The 22221-nt window shown below is 61.1% G+C and carries 20 protein-coding genes; 6 read left to right on the top strand and 14 right to left on the bottom strand.

What is annotated here, in order from left to right:
* Positions 1-127: 127 nt before the first annotated feature.
* Positions 128-1309 carry an MFS transporter gene (locus I3J13_RS23520; RefSeq protein WP_196380425.1) on the top strand — a complete coding sequence of 394 codons (1182 nt, stop codon included), beginning with the start codon at positions 128-130 and terminating at the stop codon, positions 1307-1309.
* A gap of 107 nt (positions 1310-1416) precedes the next feature.
* Here the strand turns inward: I3J13_RS23520 and I3J13_RS23515 are convergent, their stop codons facing one another.
* The 3 genes from I3J13_RS23515 to I3J13_RS23505 all read right to left on the bottom strand — a co-directional run bounded on the left by I3J13_RS23515 (position 1417) and on the right by I3J13_RS23505 (position 4701).
* Positions 1417-2409 (bottom strand): WD40 repeat domain-containing protein, encoded by a 993-nt coding sequence (locus tag I3J13_RS23515; RefSeq protein ID WP_196380424.1) that lies wholly within the window; start codon positions 2407-2409, stop codon positions 1417-1419.
* Positions 2410-2689: 280 nt separating this feature from the next.
* Positions 2690-3787 (bottom strand): CobW family GTP-binding protein, encoded by a 1098-nt coding sequence (locus tag I3J13_RS23510; protein WP_196380423.1) that lies wholly within the window; start codon positions 3785-3787, stop codon positions 2690-2692.
* A 113-nt stretch (positions 3788-3900) separates the two neighbouring features.
* Positions 3901-4701, bottom strand: coding sequence for a creatininase family protein (locus tag I3J13_RS23505; RefSeq protein WP_196380422.1), 801 nt, complete (start codon positions 4699-4701; stop codon positions 3901-3903).
* A 79-nt stretch (positions 4702-4780) separates the two neighbouring features.
* On the opposite strand from I3J13_RS23505, the gene I3J13_RS23500 reads away from it, so the two are divergent.
* The 3 genes from I3J13_RS23500 (at position 4781) to I3J13_RS23490 (ending at position 7911) form a co-directional block, all read left to right on the top strand.
* On the top strand, positions 4781-5290 hold the full coding sequence (locus I3J13_RS23500) for a MarR family winged helix-turn-helix transcriptional regulator (protein ID WP_035263256.1): 510 nt from the start codon (positions 4781-4783) through the stop codon (positions 5288-5290).
* Between the two features lie 134 nt (positions 5291-5424).
* Complete coding sequence (locus tag I3J13_RS23495; protein WP_003505469.1) at positions 5425-6447, top strand: LacI family DNA-binding transcriptional regulator; 1023 nt, start codon at positions 5425-5427, stop codon at positions 6445-6447.
* Positions 6448-6948: 501 nt separating this feature from the next.
* The gene (locus I3J13_RS23490) at positions 6949-7911 is read left to right on the top strand and encodes a 2-hydroxyacid dehydrogenase (RefSeq protein WP_196380421.1); all 963 of its coding nucleotides are present in this window, start codon (positions 6949-6951) and stop codon (positions 7909-7911) included.
* 162 nt (positions 7912-8073) lie between these two features.
* Here the strand turns inward: I3J13_RS23490 and I3J13_RS23485 are convergent, their stop codons facing one another.
* From I3J13_RS23485 to I3J13_RS23460, 6 genes are all read right to left on the bottom strand, one after another.
* The gene (locus I3J13_RS23485; RefSeq protein WP_196380420.1) at positions 8074-9201 is read right to left on the bottom strand and encodes a Gfo/Idh/MocA family protein; all 1128 of its coding nucleotides are present in this window, start codon (positions 9199-9201) and stop codon (positions 8074-8076) included.
* 215 nt (positions 9202-9416) lie between these two features.
* Entirely contained in the window at positions 9417-10229 is an 813-nt protein-coding gene (gene iolB, locus I3J13_RS23480) for a 5-deoxy-glucuronate isomerase (RefSeq protein ID WP_196380419.1), read from the bottom strand.
* A 190-nt stretch (positions 10230-10419) separates the two neighbouring features.
* Positions 10420-11328, bottom strand: a complete 909-nt coding sequence (gene iolE / locus I3J13_RS23475; protein WP_065116994.1) for a myo-inosose-2 dehydratase — start codon at positions 11326-11328, stop codon at positions 10420-10422.
* A 1-nt stretch (position 11329) separates the two neighbouring features.
* Positions 11330-13156 (bottom strand): 3D-(3,5/4)-trihydroxycyclohexane-1,2-dione acylhydrolase (decyclizing), encoded by a 1827-nt coding sequence (iolD, locus tag I3J13_RS23470; RefSeq protein ID WP_196380418.1) that lies wholly within the window; start codon positions 13154-13156, stop codon positions 11330-11332.
* Positions 13153-15069 carry a bifunctional 5-dehydro-2-deoxygluconokinase/5-dehydro-2-deoxyphosphogluconate aldolase gene (locus I3J13_RS23465; RefSeq protein WP_196380417.1) on the bottom strand — a complete coding sequence of 639 codons (1917 nt, stop codon included), beginning with the start codon at positions 15067-15069 and terminating at the stop codon, positions 13153-13155. The genes iolD and I3J13_RS23465 overlap by 4 nt, the downstream gene beginning before the upstream one ends.
* Before the next feature lie 208 nt (positions 15070-15277).
* The gene (locus I3J13_RS23460; protein WP_003519830.1) at positions 15278-16093 is read right to left on the bottom strand and encodes a MurR/RpiR family transcriptional regulator; all 816 of its coding nucleotides are present in this window, start codon (positions 16091-16093) and stop codon (positions 15278-15280) included.
* Between the two features lie 304 nt (positions 16094-16397).
* Here I3J13_RS23460 and I3J13_RS23455 point away from each other — a divergent pair, with 304 nt between their 5' ends.
* Positions 16398-16688: a GIY-YIG nuclease family protein gene (locus tag I3J13_RS23455; RefSeq protein ID WP_035226125.1), complete on the top strand. Its 291-nt coding sequence runs from the start codon at positions 16398-16400 to the stop codon at positions 16686-16688.
* Positions 16689-16861: 173 nt separating this feature from the next.
* On the opposite strand, the gene I3J13_RS23450 is transcribed toward I3J13_RS23455, so the two are convergent.
* The 5 genes from I3J13_RS23450 to I3J13_RS23430 all read right to left on the bottom strand — a co-directional run bounded on the left by I3J13_RS23450 (position 16862) and on the right by I3J13_RS23430 (position 21452).
* Positions 16862-17578, bottom strand: coding sequence for an ABC transporter ATP-binding protein (locus I3J13_RS23450; protein ID WP_020809642.1), 717 nt, complete (start codon positions 17576-17578; stop codon positions 16862-16864).
* Positions 17559-18323: an ABC transporter ATP-binding protein gene (locus I3J13_RS23445; protein ID WP_020809643.1), complete on the bottom strand. Its 765-nt coding sequence runs from the start codon at positions 18321-18323 to the stop codon at positions 17559-17561. Before I3J13_RS23445 ends, I3J13_RS23450 begins: the two co-directional genes overlap by 20 nt.
* A complete protein-coding gene (locus tag I3J13_RS23440; protein ID WP_196380416.1) occupies positions 18320-19327 on the bottom strand; it encodes a branched-chain amino acid ABC transporter permease in 1008 nt (335 codons plus the stop codon). The genes I3J13_RS23445 and I3J13_RS23440 overlap by 4 nt, the downstream gene beginning before the upstream one ends.
* Before the next feature lies 1 nt (position 19328).
* Positions 19329-20192, bottom strand: coding sequence for a branched-chain amino acid ABC transporter permease (locus tag I3J13_RS23435; protein WP_077984042.1), 864 nt, complete (start codon positions 20190-20192; stop codon positions 19329-19331).
* 87 nt (positions 20193-20279) lie between these two features.
* Entirely contained in the window at positions 20280-21452 is a 1173-nt protein-coding gene (locus tag I3J13_RS23430) for an ABC transporter substrate-binding protein (protein WP_080853545.1), read from the bottom strand.
* A 377-nt stretch (positions 21453-21829) separates the two neighbouring features.
* Here I3J13_RS23430 and I3J13_RS23425 point away from each other — a divergent pair, with 377 nt between their 5' ends.
* Entirely contained in the window at positions 21830-22201 is a 372-nt protein-coding gene (locus tag I3J13_RS23425; RefSeq protein WP_035263262.1) for a hypothetical protein, read from the top strand.
* The last annotated feature ends 20 nt before the right edge of the window (positions 22202-22221 follow it).

Raw genomic sequence — 22221 nt, 5'->3', positions numbered from 1 at the left:
GCGGCTTCACCCTTAACCGGCAATGAAACCGCATCCGGCTTTTCAGGCAGGCTTGAACAGCAGGCCGTTTTGGTGTGATGGTGGTCGCCGTCATCCCGTCTCGCCTCCCAGCCTTCAGTCGATTCCCATGCTACAGAAAAGCACTTTGCCGGGCGCTTTCGATCGTCAGGCCTATTTGATCGCTCTGCTGGTTTTTATTGCCGGCAGCACCAATGCGGCTGTTGTGCCGTTTATCGGTTTTTACATCATCCAGGTGCTCGGCCATCCGCCGGCGACCGTCGGTTTTTACAGCGTGACGGCGGCGCTGGCTTCGATTGTCGCCAGCCGTGTTTATGGCGAGCGTGTCGATGCCGGGGTGCGGGTGAGGCCGTTGTTGATGCTTTCCGTGTGCGGCGCTTTTGTCGCGGCGGCTGCGGCGAGTTTCGGGCATCTGGCGTTGCTGGTGGCGATAACGGCGACCGGCATGGGGCTTTCCAATGCCGCCAGCACGCTCATTTTCAGTTACGGCCGGTATCATGGCCGGGTGAAGGCGCTGGATACGGCCGCCTATAATGCCTTCCTGCGGACGATGGTGTCGGTGGCATGGATGCTGCTTCCCGCCGCCGCCTATCTGATCTTCGATCTCGCCGGCGCGAAGGCCGTGTTCGTGAATGCCATGCTGATGGCGGTCATCTGGGGCGGGCTTGCCCTTGCGGTCGTACCGCGCGACCAGACCAGCCCGATGGAGCGGCGACCGGCGGGTGACGACGATACACGGCGCAACCTGCCGCTGATTCTGGCGGCGGCCGCCAGCTTCTGCATGTCTTTTGCCCACGCTCTCTGCGCCTCGGCCCTGCCGGTGTTTCTGGTGCGGGAGGTCGGCCTGCCGGATTACGTGCCGGGCCTGTCGCTCAGCGTCAAATGCGCCATGGAGGTTCTGTTCATCCTGCTTGCGCCGCGGATGATGCGCCGCTTCAGCGCCCGCCTGCTTCTGGGCGTTTCGGCGGTAATGGCCATCGTCGCTTTCAACGTCATCGCTTCGGTCACCACATTGCCGGCCATGATCGCGGGTGCGGCGCTGGAAGGCGCCTATTACGGCCTTTGCGCCGGCACTTGCCTTACCTTCGTGCAGGGCTTTGCACGCGGCCGCACGGCCCGGGCGACGGCGCTCTACATGAACTCCATCTTCCTCGCCGCGCTTTTTGCGGTGCCGCTGATGGGGTTCGTATCGCAATATGCGAGTTTCGGCGTCTCGATCCGGCTCGCTTCGGTTGGCGCGGGCGCGGCCTTGCTGCTCCTGTTTCTGACGCGACGGCAGGTGGGGGAGTAGGACGTTCCGGCGGAAGTGCGGAGAGTTTCATCTGCCCTTGCAGCTCGACCCCCTCATCACAGGAACGAGGGGAGTGTGGAGCGGCCTGTTACGCCCGCGACCATCCCTCAAGCCGAAATATCGATAATCCCGCAATCCCCCGCTTCCGAAGCAAAGGCAAGCAGCTTGCCGGTGGCGCTCCAGTCCATGCCGGTGATGGCGCCCTTGCCGGGGCGGCGCAGCAGGGCCTCCTTGCCGTCGGCAAGGCGCACGCCGAGGATCATGCCATCGATGAAGCCGATGGCGAGCACATCTTCCACGGGGTGGAAGGTGACATTGGTGACCATGATGTTGGCGCGGCTGCCGAGTTCTTCCGGGGCCTTGCCCATCGGGCCGTCCTTGCCGGCAAACGGCCAGACGATGGCGGCCGGCGCGCCGGAAGAGGCGAGCCATTTGCCCTTTGCCGACCAGGAGACGGATTTGACCTTGGCGGGATAACCCGTCATGCGCATGTGGCGGGCTTCCATGCCGCCCTTGGTGGCTTCCATCTTCCAGCCGTGCAGGGCATTTTCCTGCATGGTGGTGACGAGGAACTTGCCATCGGGCGAGAAGGTGACGCCGGTATGCGCACCCTTCCATTCCAGATCGACGGGATCGCCTGATGTTGCCACCCAGTGCAGCGTCACACCGTTATAACGGGCAACGGCAATGCGCAGGCCCTTGGGCGCGAAGGCGATGGCCTCCACCGTGCGCTCTTCTTTGAATTCCTTGACCGTGCCGTCCGACAGCCGGACGAAACTGGACTTGCCGACGCCATAAGCGACAGCCTTCTGCGGCCCGCCGGCAACGACGCCCACCCATTTGCGCGGCACATTGGCGATTTCGCCGATGCTGCCGTCATGGCCGATGCGCAGCACGCGCCCGTCCTCGCCGCCGGAAAGCAGGGTGGCGCTATAGGGGTCGCGCACGCAGGTCAGAAGTCCGTCATGCGCCTCAGTCACCTTCTCGCCGCCATCCAGCCGGTGAATGGTGCCGGCGGCGGTGGCAAACAGGGGAATGTCGCCGAGAAAATGGGTCGAGACCACGTGGCCTTCGATATCAAGCGGGGCAACAGTCGGCATGGGGCATCGGTCTTTCGTATCTGTGTCGGATTGGCGGGGGCGTTGCTCCCGCTCGCTGGCATGGTTCTAGAGCATTTCCGGCAAAAGCGGAACCGCTTTACATCCCTTCAACCTCATTCCTGTGCTTGTCACAGGAATCCAGCCGACGCGCGTCTGCGCGGCGAGAAAAGTTCCTTCAGCCCAAGGACTTGGGCTGGCTGGATCTCTGTGACAAGCACAGAGATGAGGGAAGGAAACGGTGACACCCCGGCTCAGGGCCGGGGTGAAAGAGGGAGAGCGATCAGGCCGTGGCGAGGCAGGCGTTGAAGCTCTTTTCCAGCTTTTCGCGGTCCAGTTCGCGGCCGATGAAGACGAGGCGGCTTTCGCGTTTTTCGTCTTCCTTCCATGGGCGCTGGTGGTCGCCCTCGATGATCATGTGCACGCCCTGCACCACGTAACGTTCCGCATCGCCCTTGAAGGCGATGATGCCCTTGAGGCGCAGAATGTTCGGGCCGTCGGTCTGTGTGACCTTCTGGATCCATGGGAAGAACCGTTCGGGGTTCATCTCGCCGCCACGCAGCGAGACCGACTGCACCGTCACGTCATGGATCGGCGAAACCGCGCCATGGTGGTGATGATCGTGGCCATGGTCATGCCCATGGTCGTGATCGTGGTGATGGTGCCCGTGATCGTGGTGGTGATGGTCGCAATCGGGGCCGCAGACGTGGTCGTCATGGCCGTGCTCGAGGAAATGCGGATCGTTTTCGAGCGCGCGCTCCAGATTGAAGGCGCCCTGATCGAGAACCCGGGCGAGATCGACGCCGGACCGGGTGGTCTTGTAGATGCGGGCGGAAGGATTGATGGCGCGCACGATATCCTCGATGCGGGCGACTTCCTCCGGCGAAACGAGATCGGTCTTGTTGACGACGACGACATCGGCAAAGGCGATCTGGTCTTCGGCCTCGCGGCTGTCCTTCAGGCGCAGCGGCAGGTGCTTGGCGTCAACGAGGGCAACGACGGCGTCAAGCTCGGTCTTGGCGCGCACGTCGTCATCCATGAAGAAGGTCTGGGCGACGGGAACGGGATCGGCAAGGCCTGTCGTCTCGACGATGATGCCGTCGAAACGGCCGGGGCGGCGCATCAGGCCTTCCACGACGCGGATCAGGTCGCCGCGCACCGTGCAGCACACGCAGCCATTGTTCATCTCATAGATTTCTTCATCGGACTCGACGATCAGATCGTTGTCGATGCCGATCTCGCCGAATTCATTGACGATGACAGCGTATTTCTTGCCGTGGTTCTCGGAGAGAATGCGGTTGAGAAGCGTCGTTTTGCCGGCGCCGAGATATCCCGTCAGGACGGTGACTGGAATGGGCTTGGCTATAGCTGTTTCGGTCATGGAAAACCCCGCGTGGAGAGAGGCCTGTTGGCCTCAGGAAGATGTGTCGTCGTCCATATAGGCGCGACGTCCTGGCAGTTCAAAGAGATTTTGGCCGAATTCGGCCATGGCACTCAAATTTTGTTATGAAATAACGTTATGTCAAAAGCGTGGATATCTTCAAGCAGTTCGACAAGGCCTTTTACGGCGTGGGAAATCAGCCTTTCGCCCTTTTGCGCGGTGGCAGCGGCGGCGTTTCCGGCAACGCCATCGGGGTTCAGATCGCTCATCAGCCAGCCGAAGGCGTGTGGACCATAGGCGCGCAGATGTTTGAAGCGGCTGGCGAAATCGCTCTGGCGGGAGGGAAAGTTTGCGGCCTTCTGCATCGCCACCCGTTCAGGATGAAGCGCCAGCATGACCGATGTTTCGATATCGCCGCCATGGATGTCGATCGCCTTGTCCTCGGGCTTCACGATATCCGCCGGCACGCCGAAACGGGTCCAGCTTGTGGCGACCGCCAGCATGCCGAAACGGGCGCGGGCCTCGGTGGCGACGATGGTCATCAGCGGTGAATTGCCGCCGTGGGCGTTCAGCATCACGAATTTGCGCGCGCCATTTTTATATTCCGCCTCGGCGATGCCGAGCCAGCGCTCGATGGCTTCATCGTAACGCAAGGTCTTTGTGCCCGGCACAGTCATGTGCTCGATGGAATAGCCGACCGGTTCCACCGGCAGGAAGGAGACGGGCAGGTGGGCAGGCAGGGCGGCGGCGAGACGGGCGGCGATGCCTTCGGCGATCAGCGTATCGGTCTCGAACGGCAGGTGCGGCCCATGCTGTTCATGCGCGCCGAGAGGCAGCACGGAAATTGCACCTGTTGCGCGAAGATGCGGGTCTGTTACGTTTTCGTCGTGATAATGCGTGTATGAGTTTGGCATATGGCAGTCCGCGCGTGCATTCGTTAAGGATTTCCAGCAACATATATCGGTTCCGCCACAGGGTAAAAGGCACTCGCATATGAGCAAGGACAAAACCGGGCATAAGGACAAAAGCGCCAAGAAGGAAAAGGGCGGCAAGAAGGTAAAGGACGCCAAAAAACGGGATGAGAATTTCAACCCCGAGGAACTGGCGCAATCCATCACCCAGGCGGCCCGTTCCATGCGCACGGCGCTGAGCCACAGCCTTGCCGAAAGCGGGCTTTATGCGGGCCAAGACGGCGTTATTCTGGCGCTGGCGCAGGAAGGCAGCCTGACGCCGGGGCAGATCGCCCAGAAACTCGGCGTCAAGGCGCCGACCATGACGCGCACCATCGGCCGCATGGAAGCCCAGGGCTTCGTGGAACGCAGCGGCGACGACGAGGATGGCCGCGTGACGCTGGTGAAGCTGACGGAAGCGGGTTTGAAAAGCGTCGAACACATCAATGTTTCCATCGCCAATTGCGGCGCAAGAGCCGTCGAGGGGCTTTCCGCCAAGGATGTGCGCAACATCGTTAAACTCTTGAAGGCGATAGACGCCAATCTCCAATAATTTTTGCTGAAATTTTTAAAAGAACCATCTGTTTTGTGGGTATTCCTTAAACGGGTTGCGGATTTTGTTTAAATTGTTTAATTGCAATTTAAACGGAGCCATCCGTCATTGACACGCGTTTGGGGAGGAATGCCGTGGCCCAAAAGGTCAAACTGTCCACGATTGCCGAAAGCCTCGGTCTTTCGACCGCCACCATTTCCCTTGCATTGCGCGACAGCCCGCTGGTCGCTGCCGATACGCGGGACAAGATCAAGGAACAGGCGCGGGCGCTGGGTTATATCTATAACCGCCGCGCCGCCAGCCTGCGCACCTCGCGTTCCGGCATTGTCGGCGTGGTATTCCACGATGTGATGAACCCGTTTTACGGGGAAATTCTGAAAGCCATCGAAAGCGAGCTGGACCGCAGCCGCCAGACCTTCATTCTTTCCAACCACTACGATTCGGTGGAAAAACAGCGCACCTTCATCGAAACGCTGCTGCAGCTCGGCTCGGACGGCATCATCATGTCGCCGGCCATCGGCACGCCGATCGAGGACATGACGCTGGCCGAGGAAAACGGTATGCCCGCCATTCTGGTGGCGCGCTCCATGGATGGCGTCGACATGCCGACCTATCGCGGCGACGACAGCTATGGCATTTCGCTTGCCACCAACCACCTGATCAGCCTCGGCCACCGCACCATCGCCATGGTTGGCGGCACCGACCAGACCTCGACTGGACGCGACCGTTATCAGGGTTATGTCAATGCGCTGCGCAAGGCCGGCATCGAGGTCGATCCGAACCTGCGCATTCCGGGCCCGCGCTCCAAGCAGGGCGGTTTCGAGGCGGCAGTGCATTTCCTCTCGCTGCCGCAGAAGCCGACTGCCGCCGTCTGCTGGAACGATCTCGTTGCGATCGGTCTCATGAACGGCATTTCCCGCGCCGGTCTGGTGCCGGGCGTCGATATTTCGGTCACCGGCTACGACGATCTGGAAGAGGCGGCGATTGCCACGCCGGCGCTGACCACCGTTTCCAACGGTCAGGCCGAGGTGGGGCGCTTAGCGGCCCGCGCGCTGCTGGACCGGCTGGCGGGCAGCCACGAGCCTGACGGCATTCACCTCATCAAGCCGGAAATGCGCATCCGGCAATCGACAGGGCCGGTGCGGCCGCGGGTGTGAGCCTGACCTGATGCGCAGGAGCGGTCTTGGCGTCGCACCTCCCCGTCATTCACGCTTTGACCCGAAAGCCAGCCGAGGTGCGTCCGCGCGGCGGGAAAGGACTCTTTTTTAGGAAGATGGTCCCGCCACCTGCGCCGACGTCATCCTCGGGCTTGTCCCGAGGATCTGCAACGTCTTGATTTTGTCGACGTGATTAGATCCTTGGGACAAGCCCAAGGATGACGTCGCGAGAAACCATATCCTTCGCGCTTGACCTCCGTTCAGGCGCAACCTCTCTAGAGATTTATACCGAATACCGGCGGATCAGGTCGGCATGACGGACGTGCATGTGTCGCAAAAAAATCGGCATGAAACTTCCGTCTGCCCCCATAGCATCCCCTTATTGCCCTTTTCACGGCCGTCTTTGTTTGAAAGGATCGCCGCCCAGAGGAGTGGGATGGCGAAAGGTTCGCCTGAAACCTGCTCCGGCTATCGGAATGTTATCAGGAGGAATATCCGCTCATGTCTGACAAAAAGGCCGTCGTTCTCGTTCCCGGCAAGATAAACCCGCGCGTTCTCGAACGCCTCGAAGGCAAGGTCGAGATCGTGGCCGTGCCTGCCGGCGCCGAGCCGGTTCTGCCTGATGGTGCGGCCGAGCGCGTCAATGCCATTGCCGTTTCCGGCGTCGTCAACGCCAAATGGATCGATGCGCTGCCGAAGCTCGAGATCATCGCCAATTTCGGTGTGGGTTATGACGGCGTCGACGCCAGACATGCCGCCACACGCAACATCGTGGTGACGAATACGCCTGATGTGCTGAACGACGAGGTGGCCGATACGACGATTGCGCTTTTGATCAACACCGTGCGCCGGCTCTATCAGGCCGAGACCTGGTTGCGCGATGGCAAATGGGTTGGCGAAGGTCCGTTCGCGCTGTCGCCGTTTTCGCTGCGCGGCCGCAAGGTTGGTCTCTTCGGCATGGGCCGCATCGGGCAGGAAATCGCCAAGCGGCTGGAGCCTTTCAAGGTGGAAATCGGATACCATACCCGCAGCAAGCGGGATGGCCTCCCTTACACCTATTACGGCTCGTTGAAGGAGATGGCGGAAGCGGTCGATATATTGATCTGCATCGTGCCCGGCACGCCGGAAACACATAAGGCGATCAATACTGAAATTCTGACGGCGCTTGGGGCTCAGGGCGTGTTCATCAATGTCGGGCGCGGTTCCAGCGTCGATGAGGATGCGCTTTTGCAGGCGCTTAAGAGCGGTGCTGTGGGGGCTGCCGGTCTCGATGTGTTCTATGCTGAGCCGAAGGTGCCGGAAGCCTTCCTGTCGCTGCCGAATGTCTCCCTGCTGCCGCATGTCGCCTCCGCCTCGATCCCGACGCGCAACGCCATGGCCGATCTGGTGGCTGACAATATTCTCGGCTGGTTCAGGGACGGCAAGGTGCTGACGCCGGTGCCGGAAACGCCGGTCAAGGGGTAATCATTTACCGCCACACGCCCGTCACCCCGGACTAGATCCGGGGTCCAGCGCGATCAAGTCCTTGATCGCGGAAGAGTCCTCTCACGGCGCAGACGCGCCGTGGCTAGATGCCGGATCAAGTCCGGCATGACGGAGGAGACGTTTTCGCCCTTTGTGGGCGTTCTATTCCGCAATCTCCGCGCTTCCCACCCAGCGCCCTTCGGCAAACGACCGGGCCATGGCGTGAATGCTGCGCTCGATCTTCAGCCCTTCCTCGAAATCGATGATATGGGCCTTTTTCCCCTCGATAGCCACGATCAGTTCCCGGCATTCGATAACCTTCAGATCGTTGAAGCCGAGGCCGTGGCCGGGGGCGGGGATGAAGCGGTCATAGGGCTTGTGGTGCGGCGCGGTGAGGATTGTTCTGAAACCCTGCTCCTCCGGGCGTCCATCCGTGGTGTAAAGCTGGAACTCGTTCATCCGCTCCTGATCGAACAGGATCGAGCCGGTGGAGCCGTAGATCTGGATGGCGATGCGGCCCTTGCGGCCCCAGGCGGAGCGGTTGGCGATGAGCACGGCGGAAATGCCGCCTTCGAGCTTCAAAAGCACGCTGGCAAGATCATGCGTCTCGACGGCGCGGTCGCCACCGCCGGCAAGCGGGCGGGTTTCGTAAGGCTTCACCATGTCGGTGATGGCGCTTTCGGCATGACCGAAAAGGGCGAAGAGCAGCGACAGCGGGTGCACGGCAAAATCATCCAGCGCGCCGTAACCGGAGGAGGCTTCGCTCTTCCAGTAGAAGGGCTGGGTGGCGTCGGCCATGAAGTCCTCGTCCATTTCGGCGCGGACATGATAGACCCTGCCGATGGCGCCTTCGTCGATCAGGCGGCGGATATGGCGGATGACAGGGTTCTGGATGTAGTTGTAGCCCATCGCCGCGGCCTTGCCGGAACGGCGGGCGGCATCGCGCATCTTCACCGCGTCAGTAAAGGCGGGCGCCATCGGCTTTTCACACCAGACATGCTTGCCGGCCTCAAGGGCGGCAATCGCCATTTCCGGGTGGAAGGCATTTGGTGTGGTGACCGAGATGACGTCGATCTCGGGGTCGGAAAGCAGGTCGCGCCAGTTGCCGGTCGAGCGGGGAAAACCGAACTCGGAGGCTTTCTTCGCGGCAAGCTCGGGATTGACTTCCGCGAGCGTCACGAGGCGGGGGCGGTCCACATCGCCGAAAACGCTGGTGACATTGTTCCACGCCAGCGCGTGGCATTTGCCCATGTAACCGGTGCCGATAAGGCCCACGCCAAGAGCGGCCATAGTATTCTCCTCCCGAGAGTTTTAGAATGAAATCAATGTATTGAGCGTTTATTGAAATGTGGCAGGCGAAACAAAGGTTCTCCTCCCTCATCCCTGTGCTTGTCACAGGGATCCAGCCAGCCCAAGTCCTTGGGCTGGGAAGGCTCTCCCCGTCGCGCAGACGCGCGCCAGCTGGATTCCTGTGACAAGCACAGGAATGAGGATAGGTGAGTGAATTACGGATTATCCCGCTTAAAAATCCAGTCGTGATCCGGGTGGTTCTTGAAGCGCCATTTGCGCATCGGCCCGGCCATCACGTTCAGATAATACATCTCATAACCATAGGGCGCGCCGCAGGGGTGGTGGCCCTTGGGCACCAGCACGACATCGCCGTCCGACACCGCCATGGTTTCGTCCAGCGAACCGTCTTCGGTGAAGACGCGCTGGAAGCCGAAACCCTGCGCCGGGTTGAGGCGATGATAATAGGTCTCCTCCAGATAGGTCATATCGGGGTAATTATCCTCATCATGCCGGTGCGGCGGATAGGACGACCAGTTGCCGGATGGCGTGAAGACTTCCGTTACCAGCAGGCTGTCGGCCACATCGCGCTCTTCCATGGCGATGGGGAAGATGTAACGCGTATTGGCGCCCTTGCCACGCTCGGTCAGCTGCACGCCATTGGGACCGATCTGCTGCGCCTCGCGGCTGCCTTTTTCGCCGGGTGCGGTGCAGACGCCGACGGTGCAGTCGGTCGTGGCGGTCAGCGACCATTCGGAACCTGCGGGCACGTAGACGCAATGCGGCGGCTTGCGCTCGAACACATTCATGCGGTCGCCGAGTTCACCGAAGTCCTTACCGCCTGCGGAAATCGTCGCCTTGCCTTCGACCAGTACGAGGATGACTTCCGTATCGCCGGTGTTTTCCGCCGCCTTCTCGCCCGGCTTCAGGCGGTAAAGGCCGAAACCGACATAACCCCAATCCGCGCTTTGGGGCGTGATATCGTGCACCTTGCCGCTGGTCGCGACCGGCTTGCGCAGAAGTGAGGTCATGGTGGTGTTCCTTTTTGGTCAGTCGTTCGTCGGTTCTTGCCGTCTCGTCACCCCGGCTTTGAGCCGGGGTCCAGCCGACGCGCGTCCGCGCGGCGGGGACAACTCTTTTCAGCCCAAGGACTTGGGCTGGCTGGATACCGGCTCAAGGCCGGTATGACGGGCGGGGTGTGCCGCCCGCTGTCGGTTCAGCTCAAGCAGCCTGAGCCTTGTCCAGCCCTGCTTCGCGCGCAAAAGCCTTCAGCGATTTCAGCCCGAGGCTCTGATATTCGAACGGGTTGCGGACGTCAGGGTCCTGTTCGGCCTCGATCACCAGCCAGCCGCTGTAACCATGCTCGGCCGCGACCTTCAGCACCGGCGGGAAGTTCACGCCGCCTTCGCTGTCGCCGGGAACGGTGAACACGCCGCGGCGCACGCCTTCGAGGAAGGAGAGCCGCTCACCCCGAACCTGATCGGCAATGGCAGGGCGCACGTTCTTGGCATGGATATGGCCGACGCGACCCATGTATTTTTGCGCGACGCGCACGGGATCACCGCCGCCGAACAGGCAATGGCCGGTATCGAGCAGCAGATGCGTCTTCGGGCCGGTATGCTTCATCAGGAGATCGATTTCCTCTTCGCTCTCGACCACCGTTCCCATGTGGTGGTGATAAACGAGGGTGATACCCTGTTCGGCGGCAAAGGCGGCCAGCGCCTCGACGCCCGCGCCGAATTTCGCCCAGTCCTCGGCCGCAAGGCGCGGACGGTCGACCAGCGCCTTGTTGTCATCGCCATGGATGGCGTTGGAGGTCTCGCAGACGATGATGACCTTCGAGCCCATGGCCTTCAGGAGATCGAGCGCCGGCTGCATCGCCTTCTTTTCGGATTCGATGTCGTCGGTCAGAAGGTTCAGCGAATGCCAGCCGGAGACGAAGGAGAGGCCGCGCGGCGAAAGCACGCCCTTCAGGCCCTCCGGCTCGGTCGGGAACTTGTGGCCCTTCTCGATGCCGTCGAAACCGATCTTGGCGGTTTCATCGAGGCATTGTTCGAGGCTGATATGCGCGCCCAGCGTGCGGTCGTCGTCGTTGGACCAGGCAATCGGGTTGGTTCCGTAACGGATCATCTTACTGTCTTTCCTTGACATGGTTTTCATAACGGACGCGGGCCGGGCCGATTTCAGCGCGGTCGGAAACTTCAGGCACCGCGACATCCCACCAGTGACCGCCGGCCTGCGGCGTCGGATAGGGGTCGGTATCGATGACGATGACGGTGGTGCGGCTGGATGCGCGGGCGGCGGCCAGCGCCTCTTCCAGTTCGGTTATGGTGGAAACCTTGCGCGCATCCGCCCCCATCGAGCCGGCATGGGCCACGAAATCGATGGCGATCGGGTTGACGTTGGTATGGGCGTAGAGATTGTTGAACTCCGCGCCGCCGGTTTCCATCTGCAGCCGGTTGATGCAGCCGTAACCGCGATTGTCGGTGATGACGAGCGTGATCTTCACGCCCATGGCAACCGATGTCGCAAGCTCGGAATTCATCATCATGTAGGAGCCGTCGCCGACCATGACGATCACGTCCCGGTCCGGTTCCGCCATCTTGATGCCGAGGCCGCCGGCCACTTCATAACCCATGCAGGAGAAGCCGTATTCCATGTGATAGGAGAGCGGCAGCTTGGATTTCCACAGCTGGTGAAGCTCGCCCGGCATGGTGCCTGCGGCGCACATGACGACGGTATTGTCACGCGACTGGCGCTGCACCGCGCCGATGACCTGCATGTCGGTGGGCAGGCTGTTGGCGTTGTCCTCGCCCGGCGCTGCCGTATCGGCATCGGCCTTTTTAAACCATGCAGCCTTGAGACCGGCATCCGGCGCCACAAAACGGTGGCTGCCAAGCGCTGCGGAGAGTTTCTCTAGTCCGATCTTCGCATCAGCCGTCAGGCTGATCGCATCGTGCTTGGCGCTGTCATAGGGCTGAACGTTAAGCGCCAGGATTTTGCGGTTCGGGTTCTTGAACAGGGCCCAGGAGCCGGTGGTGAAATCCTGAAAACGGGTGCCGACACCGAAGACCAGATCGGCCTTTTCGCTGATGATATTGGCGCTTTCCGCACCGGTAACGCCGACGGGACCGAAATTCAGATCATGATCCCAGGCGAGGGCCGATTTACCGGCCTGCGTTTCGACGACGGGAATGGAATGGGTTTCGGCAAAGCGCTTCAGGGTTTCGGTTGCGCCGGCAAAATGCACGCCGCCGCCGGCAACGATAATCGGGCTCTTCGCCGCCTTGAGCGCAGCGACGGCCTCTTCGAATTCCACCACATCCGGCTCGGGACGGCGCTGGCGCCAGACGCGCTTTTCGAAGAAGCTCTCGGGGTAATCATAGGCTTCCGCCTGCACGTCCTGGCAGAAGGCGAGCGTGACGGGGCCGCAATCGGCCGGGTCCGTCATGGTGCGCATGGCGCGGGGAAGTGCGGTGAGCAATTGTTCCGGCCGCATGATGCGGTCGAAATAACGGCTGACGGGGCGGAAGCAGTCATTCACCGTCATCGTGCCATCGCCGAAATCTTCGAGCTGCTGCAAGACCGGATCGGGGCCGCGATTGGCGAAGACGTCGCCGGGGATCAACAGCACCGGCAGGCGGTTGACATGGGCAAGGGCGGCCGCCGTTACCATATTGGCGGCACCGGGGCCGATGGAGGAGGTGACCGCCATGGCGCGGCGGCGGCGCAGTTGCTTGGCATAGGCGATGGCCGCATGGGCCATGGATTGCTCGTTCTGGCCGCGATAGGTCGGCAGTTCGTCGCGGATACCATAAAGCGCTTCGCCGATGCCGGCGACATTGCCATGGCCGAAAATGGCCCACATGCCGGCGATATAGGTTTCGCCATGTTCATTCATCTGCGCTGCCAGGTAACGAACCATGGCCTGCGCAGCCGTCAATCTGATTGTCTTCACGCTGCCTCTCCCTTTTTGGCGCGCGCCTCATCCCAAATGCGGCACAGGCTGGTATAGCGCTGCGCCATATCCCTGACCGCTTCCTCATCGGTCATCTTGCCACCGAGCCAGCTGCGGGCGGCATCCGCGAAAATCGTGCGGCCAACGGCGAAACCTTTGACCAGATCGAAACCGGCGGCAAGGCGGAAGCTCTCTTCCAACTCGCTTTGCGGTGCGTCGAGACCGAGAACGACGATGCCTCGCACGTAAGGATCGTTGCGATGCACCGCGTCGCAGGCATTCTTCCAGGCCGCGCGGGTCTTCATCGGCTCCAGCTTCCACCAGTCGGGATAGACCCCGATCTCGTAAAAGCGCTCGATGATGCGGGCGGCGGTCAAATCGTCGGTCGGGCCGACCTTGGAGGGAATGACCTCCAGCAGCATTTCCAGCCGGTTGCGGCGTGTCGCCTGGAACAGACGCATGACCGTCTCTTCCTGCGTGGCGCGCATCTCATCCGCATCGTCGGGATGATAAAAACACAGAACCTTGACGACATTTTCAAGCGGCCATTCGGAGAGACCGCCGAAATCCTTGCCGAGATCGGGTTCCAGCGTCAGCGGGCGCGAACCCGGCCATTCCACCGGGCGGCCGATCCAGAGGCCCGAGCCGCTGGCGGCAAACAGGGCGTCACGGCCGAGACGACCGTCGCAGAGAATGCCGTAACCCGGCTTGTCGCCGGCAACCTGCTGTGCGGCCTGAAGGCAGAGTTTCTTGAAAGCGCCGATCTGCTCGTGCTTGACGCCAAGCTCGTCGGCGATGGCTTCCAGCTGCATGCGGTGGTCGAAGGCGAAGACGCGCATCGTGTCCCAGTCGCCCTTGCGGTTGGTCGACCAGTGCACCTGCTCCAGCGCCTCGTCCTTGCGCAGCGCCTTGTTGCGAATGCCGGCCTTGAAGAAATATTGCAGCTCCTCCCAGCTTGGATAGGCGGGCGTGCAGCCATGGCGGGAGACGGCGAAGGCGCCGCAGGCATTGGCATATTTCAGCGTCGTCGGCCAGTCTTCGCCGCGCAGCCAGCCGCGAAACAGCCCGGCCATGAAGCCATCGCCGGCCCCTAGAACATTGAAGACCTCGATCGGGAAACCCTCGCCCGTCTCGCCATCGTCGAGGCTGGCAGGAATGTCGCCGGCGAAAACCGAAGCACCCATCGGGCCGCGCTTGCATACCAGCGTCGCATTCGAGACCTTGCGCACGGCGTTCAGCGCGGTCAGCGTATCGGTGGAGCCGCCGGCAATGTGGAATTCCTCTTCCGTGCCGACGATCAGGTCGAAGAGGTGCAGGGTGGATTGCAGCTTGGCGGTGACCTTCTGCGATTCGACGAAACGGCTCTCGCCATCGCCGTGGCCGGCCACACCCCAGAGATTGGGGCGGTAATCGATATCGAGCGCGGTCTTTGCGCCATTTTCGCGGGCGAGTTTCAGCGCCTTCAGCACGGCCGCTTCCGTCTTCGGATGCGACAGATGCGTGCCGGTGGCGCAGACGCAGCCTGCCTCGGCAATGAAGGCGGGATCGATATCGTCTTCGCTGAGCGCCATGTCGGCGCAGTTTTCGCGATAGAAGATCAGCGGGAACTGGTTCTGGTCGCGAATGCCGAGCAGCACCAGCGCGGTCAGCCGCTCCGGGTCCGTCTTCACACCGCGCACATCGACGCCTTCGCGCACCAGCTGTTCGCGGATAAAGCGGCCCATATGCTCATCGCCGACACGGGTGATGACGGCGCTGTTGAGCCCGAGGCGTGCAGCGCCGGCTGCGATATTGGTGGGAGAGCCGCCGATATATTTGGCAAAGGAGGCCATGTCCTCCAGACGGCCGCCGACCTGCGAACCGTACAGATCGACAGACGAGCGCCCGATCGTGATGAGATCAAGTTTTTTCAAAAGGTTCCTCCTTAGCACCGCACCTCGGTACGGTCTGCCTCACATGTCTGGAGCAGCATTCAGGCGACGATCGCCCGCATCTTTCGCCATCCCGCTCCGATGAGCCTCCTCCGCTCATTTTCGTTCGTCACGAGACGGACGATTATGGAATGCCCGTTTCATGGATTTGGATCATAAATTCTATTTTTTCCGTTTTCAATAAAAATATTCAGGCTGTTTTGCGCGTTCCCACAGCCACGGCCAGCGTAATGGCCAGACAGAGCGTGGCGGAAAGCGAGCGGAACGCGCCGAAATCGATCTCGGTGACGGTCAGCAGCGTCGCGCCGGATTTGCGCAGCGGATTGACGGCGGAATCGGAAAGCGCCACGACCGGAATACCGTTGGCGCGGGCGTTTTCCGCCAGCTCCAGCGTTTCCGCGGAATAGGGAGAAAAGGTGATCGCGATCAGCGCGTCGTCACGGGAAATGGCGCTGATATTGCCGAGCCCGCCGACCGCACTGTGCAGAACCGCCGGCACCTTCATCTTCTCGAAGGCGTAAGCGAGATAGCTGGCAATGGGGAAAGAGCGCCGCAGACCGATGATATGCACGGTGCGCGCTTTCGCCAGCGCCGAAACCGCCTCGTCAAGCTGGCGGGTATCGACCGATTTCAGCAGCATTTCCAGCGAGGAACGGCCGGCCTCCACGAATTCGGCAAGCAGGCCGGATGCGCTTTCATCGCCCTTCTCCCGCAGATGGTCGAGTCGCGTGGCATAATCCGGCCAGCCGCCGACATAGGAATCACGGAACAGCCGCTGCATTTCCGAAAAGCCGGAAAAGCCCATGATCTGGCAAAAACGCATGAAGGCCGAGGGCTGCACGCCAGCCCCTTCCGCCATTTCGGCGACGGTGGAAACGGCGATGCGATCCTGATTGGAGGCGACATAATCGGCGCATTGCCGCAATCGTTTCGGCAAACCCTCCGCGACCTGGAGCAACCGCTCCTCAAAAGCCTTTACGGATTCTGGCGCCTCGATTGCCGTCATTGTCGTTCCTTTGTGCAGACTGAAATCGTGTGCACTTTAACTGCAGTGGAATTTTTATTCCATTGGGTTTTTTAGGAAGAGGTAAATGAGGTGGGTGGGTTGAGTATGGAAAGGGATGGTCAGGCACACTCCCCTCATCCCTGTGCCTGTCACAGGGATCCAGCCGACGCGCGTCTGCGCGGCGAAACAACTCCTTCCAGCCCAAGGACTTGGGCTGACTGGATTCCTGTGACAGGCACAGGAATGAGGGGGAGTGTAGTGTCCTCCCTTGCGGAATACTCAGATAGAATGCATCTTATTATACATGAAGGGTTACGTTTATATTTTAGCATCCAAACGAAACGGCACGCTCTATACTGGTGTGACGAAGGATTTGCCGAACAGGATTTTCGAACATCAGAATGAACTAACACCCGGCTTTACTTCGCGATATGGCGTGAAGATGCTCGTGTGGTTCGAGGAATACGACCTGTTGACGAGCGCTATTACGCGCGAAAAAACGATCAAGAAATGGCCGCGGCAATGGAAGCTCAATCTGATTGAAAGCACCAATCCGGATTGGGGTGATATATCTGCTCATCTGCATGGCCTGTGACCCACGCCTTATGACCAAGCCACTGACGGTCACCACACACTCACCTCATCCCTGTGCTTGTCACAGGGATCCAGCCGACGCGCGTCTGCGCGGCGAGAGAGTCCTTCCAGCCCAAGGACTTGGGCTGGCTGGATTCCTGTGACAAGCACAGGAATGAGGGTGGTGGTGGGGGCTCAGTGCAGCCCGCCAACCCCAAGATGCGTGTCGATAATATCCGGGTTCTCCGCAAGGTCGCTCGACGGCCCTTCCCAGACGATGCGGCCGCGTTCCATGATGATGGCGTGGTCGGCGAAGTCGATGGCCATCTGGATGCGCTGTTCGACGAGGAGAATGGTCATTTCGCCCGATTGCGCCAGTTTGGAGAAGGCGGCCATCAGCTCCTCGCAGATGACGGGAGCGAGGCCTTCCAGCGGTTCGTCGAGAAGCAGCACGCGCGGCTGGCCGAGAATGGTGCGGGCGGTGGAGAGCATCTGCTGTTCGCCGCCGGAAAGTTGTGAGCCGAGATTGCGGCGGCGCTCCTTCAGGCGCGGAAACAGCGTGTAGGCTTCCTCGATGGCCGATTTCGGCCGGGTCTTGAGACCGACGAAGAGATTTTCCTCGACGGTGAGGGTGGGAAACACATCCCGCGTCTGCGGCACGTAGCCGAGGCCGGCTTTGGCGCGGGCGGCACTCGGCAGGGCGGCGATGTCCTGCCCGCCGATGCGGATATCGCCGGCGAAGCGTTTCGTCTGGCCGGCCAGCGTGGCGAAGAGGCTGGTTTTGCCGACGCCGTTGCGGCCAAGAACCGCAAAACGCGAGCCCGACGGCACGGAAAGCGACAGGCCCTCGATGACCCTTGTCGGGCCATAACCGGCGGTGAGGTTGACGATTTCAAGCGGCGCTGCGGGCATCGGCGTAACTTCCCAGATAAGCTTGGCGGACTTCCGCATTGCTGGTGACGTCTTCAGGCGAACCGTCGAAGATGACCGCGCCTGCGGCGAGCACCACCACACGTTTGGCAAAACGGAAGACCAGATCCATGTCGTGCTCGATCATCAGGATCGCGAGATCGGCCGGCAGCCGGTCGAGCGCCTGTTCGATGCGCGCGGTTTCCGTGGAAGGCACGCCGGCGGCCGGTTCGTCCAGCAGCAGGATTTTCGGGCGAAGCGCCATGGCAAGCGCGATCTCGATCAGCCGCTGCTGGCCATAGGCAATTTCGCGTACCTTTGTTTCGGCAAGTGCGAGAAGGCCAAGCGTGCCGAGAATATCGCGGGCTTCGCTCATCACCGCAGGCATGGCGCGGTAACGGCCGAAAATCCGGCCCGTCTTGCCTTCGCGCTGGAGAATGGCGAGCGCCACGTGTTCCTCCGGCGTCATGTCCTGAAACAGCCTTGTGACCTGGAAGGACCGCACGAGGCCGCGCTTCACCCGCTGGCTGGCGCTGAGGCCGGTCACGTCTTCGCCGGCAATGCGCACCGTGCCGGCCGAGGGCTTGATATTGCCGGTGACGAGATTGACGAAGGTGGTCTTGCCGGCGCCATTGGGGCCGATCAGCACCGTGCGGTCCCCCGGCGAAAGCGACAGCGAGACATTGTTGGTGACGACGAGGCCCCCGAAATTCTTCTTGAGGCCGGAGACTTCGAAAATGGCGCTCATTTGCGACCTCCACGGATGCGCGCGATGATCTGCTCACCCGCGCCATAAAGCCCGCGCGGCGCAAAAAGCACGACGGCAATCAGCAGCAGGCCGACAATGGTGAGCCAGTGGAACGGATTGGCGGCGGAAACGACATCTTCGAACCACATGAAGGTGACGGTGCCGATCAGCGCGCCGTAAAGCGAACCCGCGCCGCCGAGCACCAGCATGACCAGCGCTTCGGCCGAAAGCGTGAAGCTGAGGCTATCGAGGCCGACGACCTGGGTGGAAATGGCGTTAAGCGCACCGCCAATGCCGGCGACGATGCCCGATATGACAAACATCTTCAAAATCGTGCCGTTGACGGCGCCGCCCATGGCCTGAATGCGGATGCTGTCCTGCTTGACGCCGCGACACAACATGCCAAAGGGCGAGTTGACCACGACCCTGAGAGCGAGGAAGACGACGAGCAGCAGACAGACGCCGTAAATATAGGCGGTGCGGCCGAAAAGGTCGAATTCGAAGGTGCCGAACAGCGCGTCCGGGGAAACGCCGGCAAGACCGTCGCTGCCGTCCGTCCAGCCCGATGCCTTGTTGGCCGCCTCATGGAACAGGTGGATGACGGCGATGGAAAGAACGAGCTGCGGCAAGCCGTGGGCGCGCAAGAGAACCGTACCGGAGACCAGCCCGGCGACGCCGCCCGCAGCCGCGCCGATCACGGTCATCAAAAGCGGATCGGTTATCTCGAAATGGGCGGCGGCAATGCCGGCGGCATAGGCGCCCGCACCGAAGAGCGCGGCATGGCCAAGCGTGGCGACGCCGCAATAACCGGTGACGAGATCGATCGACAGCACCAAGAGAGCAATGGCGATGATGCGGGTCAGAAGCGCCAGATTATCCGGAAACAGGTAATAACCGGCAATGGCGGCGATAATGATGAGGAGCGGTCCCGCAAGCGTGCGCAGCGGCGAGCGCGCCTTCGGGATCTCTGCCGTTTCAGTCACGTCGTTCATGAGCACCGCCATCTCATTTCGCCCTTCCGAGAAGGCCGCGCGGGAACAGCGTGATGATCACGATGACCGCCAGGTAAAAGAAGAATTCGCCATATTCCGGCGCGAGATACCGCCCGGTCGTATCGATGGCGCCGAGCAGCAGGCAGGCGATCAGCGCGCCCGGAATGGAGCCCGCGCCGCCGACCGAGACCACCACGAGGAAGGTCACCATATAACGCAGCGCATAATAGGGTTCGACCGGCAGCAATTCCGCGCCGATGACGCCGCCCATGGCGGCAAGGCCGACGGCGATGGCGAAGCTGACGGCATAGATGATCTCGGTGCGCACGCCGAGTGCGGCCGCCATGGCGGCATTATCGACAGCAGCGCGCAGCTTGATGCCGAAGGCGGTCTTTTCGAAGGTGAACCACAGCGCGCCGGCCACGGCAAGACCGCAGGCAATGGCGAAGATGCGATGCGTGGCGATGGTGCGGAAGCCGAGATCGGTGGGGCCGGCCAGTTGCTGCGGCAGCGGAATGGTCTTCAGCGTCGGCCCGAAGACGAAATTGGCGATGCCGATGATGCAAAACGTGATGCCGATGGTCATCAGCACCTGTGTCAGCTCCGGCGCGCCATAGATGCGGCGATAGAGGAAGCGCTCAAGCGGAATGGCGATGACGATGGTGCCGACGATGGCGACGAGGATCGCCACGGCATAACCGAGACCGAGGCCATGGGCGGCATAGGAGGCGAGATAACCGCCGATCATGGCGAAGGCGCCATGCGCCAGATTGACCACCCGCATCAGCCCCATCGTCACCGAAAGGCCGATGGAGATGATGAACAGGACCATGCCATAGGCAAGCGCATCGACAAGGATGCTGAAGACCGTCTGCATGCTGAAAATTCCTCCCGGTGCTGCAATGCCCATCCGGGCCGGAGACGGGCCGCGACGGGCGGCCCGGAACATCTCTACAAACCGCCGTTATTTCGCGGCGGCGAGGCCCGGATCGCCCTGCTTTTCGAAGGTCTGGACTTCCTTGTTGTAATAATTGCCGTCATCGCCCTTGGCCACTTCGCGCAGATAGATGTTCTGCGTGATGTGGCGGCTTTCCGGATCGATGCTGACAGGGCCGCGCGGGCTTGTCCAGGAAAGACCCTTCACCGCGTCCACCGCCTTTTCCGCATCCTGTTTGCCGCCGGTGGCCTCAATCATCTTGCTGATGACATACATGCCGTCAAAGGCGCCGACGGAAGGGAAGGAGAGCTCCTTCGGATTGCCGATCGCCTTGGCGGCGGCTTCCACGAAGGTCTTGTTCTCAGGGGAATCATGCGAGACGGCGTAGTGGAAGGTCGTCTGCATGCCGAGTGCGGCTTCGCCAAGCGCCGGCAGGTCGGATTCCTGCGTCAGATCGCCCGGTGCGAAGAGCTTGACGCCTGCGGATTTCAGGCCGTTATCGTTGAAGGCCTTGACGAAGCCGAGCGTGGTCGGGCCCGACGGCAGGAAGGCGAAGACGCCTTGCGCGCCGGAATCCTTCACGCGCTGCATGATCGGGCTGAAATCATTGGTGGAAAGCGGCATGCGGATGGTTTCGACAACCTCACCGCCGGCGGCGGTGAAGGCCGCCTTGAAGGCGTTCTCGGCATCGACGCCCGGACCATAATCGCTGACCAGCGAGATGACCTTCTTCACGCCGCCATCAAAGGCCACCTTGGCGATGGGGGTGGAGGTCTGCCAGGTGGTGAACGAGGTGCGCACCACATAGGGGCTCTTGGTCACGATGGCCGAGGTGGCGGCATTCATGATGACCATCGGCACGTTGCCCTGCTTCAGCAAAGGCGTGACGGCCATGGCGTCGGGGGTGAAATAGAAGCCGGCGAGATATTGCACACCTTCCTTCACCACCAGTTCCTGCGCCAGCGCCTTGGACTGCGCCGGATCGGCCTGCGGCACATCGCGATAGACGACCTCGACCGTATCGTCGCCGACCTTGTTGCCGTGAAGGGCGAACCAGGCATCGATGCCGGCCTTGAAGTTCTTGCCCTGCAGCGCGAAGGGGCCGGAGAACGGACCGACCACGCCCACCTTGATGGTCTCGGCATAAGCGGCAGTACTGAAGCAGATGGCCGCGATGGCGGCGGTGATCCGTAATTTCATGATTTCCTCCCAATTGATCCGTGGCTCCCATCCACCGATCCAGACTGCCAGATTGATGAGTGCGGTGGCCAAAGTAAAATGAAATAAGGGGGGTGATAAATAACCTGACGGTTATCAATACCCGTCTCACCGGGTTTGTCTCATGCGAGATCGCACAATAGTGATCATCCCGTGATTCTCAATGTATAGCGCCGCCGCAGCCATCACGACCGGTGTTTTCGCGGCACCCGGTATCGAAATGCTTCGTCATGAAAACCAGCTTTTGTGACATGTTTCGAAAATGACGGTCATACCCGCGCAAGCCTCGTGCCTTAACCAGTTCTAAGGGGATTGTTTGTAGCCTCGCGAAGCATATTGTGAACTTTATTTGGTGTCTGATGGGCGAATATCAAAATAGAGTTGTTGAGTTGATGCGAGATCGCGTTGGCGAAAGTATACTCAACAATAAGATCGAGCGCCGCGAAGCATTTCTTCGCAAGGCGCTGGCGCTGTATCACGTCATGGGCGGAGATGCGCAAGGCATGCACGCTGCGGTGGAGGATGTCGTCAACCTGCAAAAGCCGAGTGTCGATGTCGCTATTGGCGACGTGATGCATGAACTGGCAGCAATCGGTCACGTTGCCGATCTTGATATTATCCAAGCCGGGTACAACAAGCTTGATGCCGCTAATCTGCATATTCTGAGCAAGGGCAAGAGGTTGTTGCAGAAGCAGCGGGACCAAAAACTCGCCGGTACGGCGGGAAAATAGGCCGCCCATCGAGGGCGGCC

The sequence above is a fragment of the Agrobacterium leguminum genome, from assembly GCF_015704895.1.
Taxonomy (GTDB): domain Bacteria; phylum Pseudomonadota; class Alphaproteobacteria; order Rhizobiales; family Rhizobiaceae; genus Agrobacterium; species Agrobacterium leguminum.
This window is presented reverse-complemented; position numbering and strand designations above follow the sequence as displayed.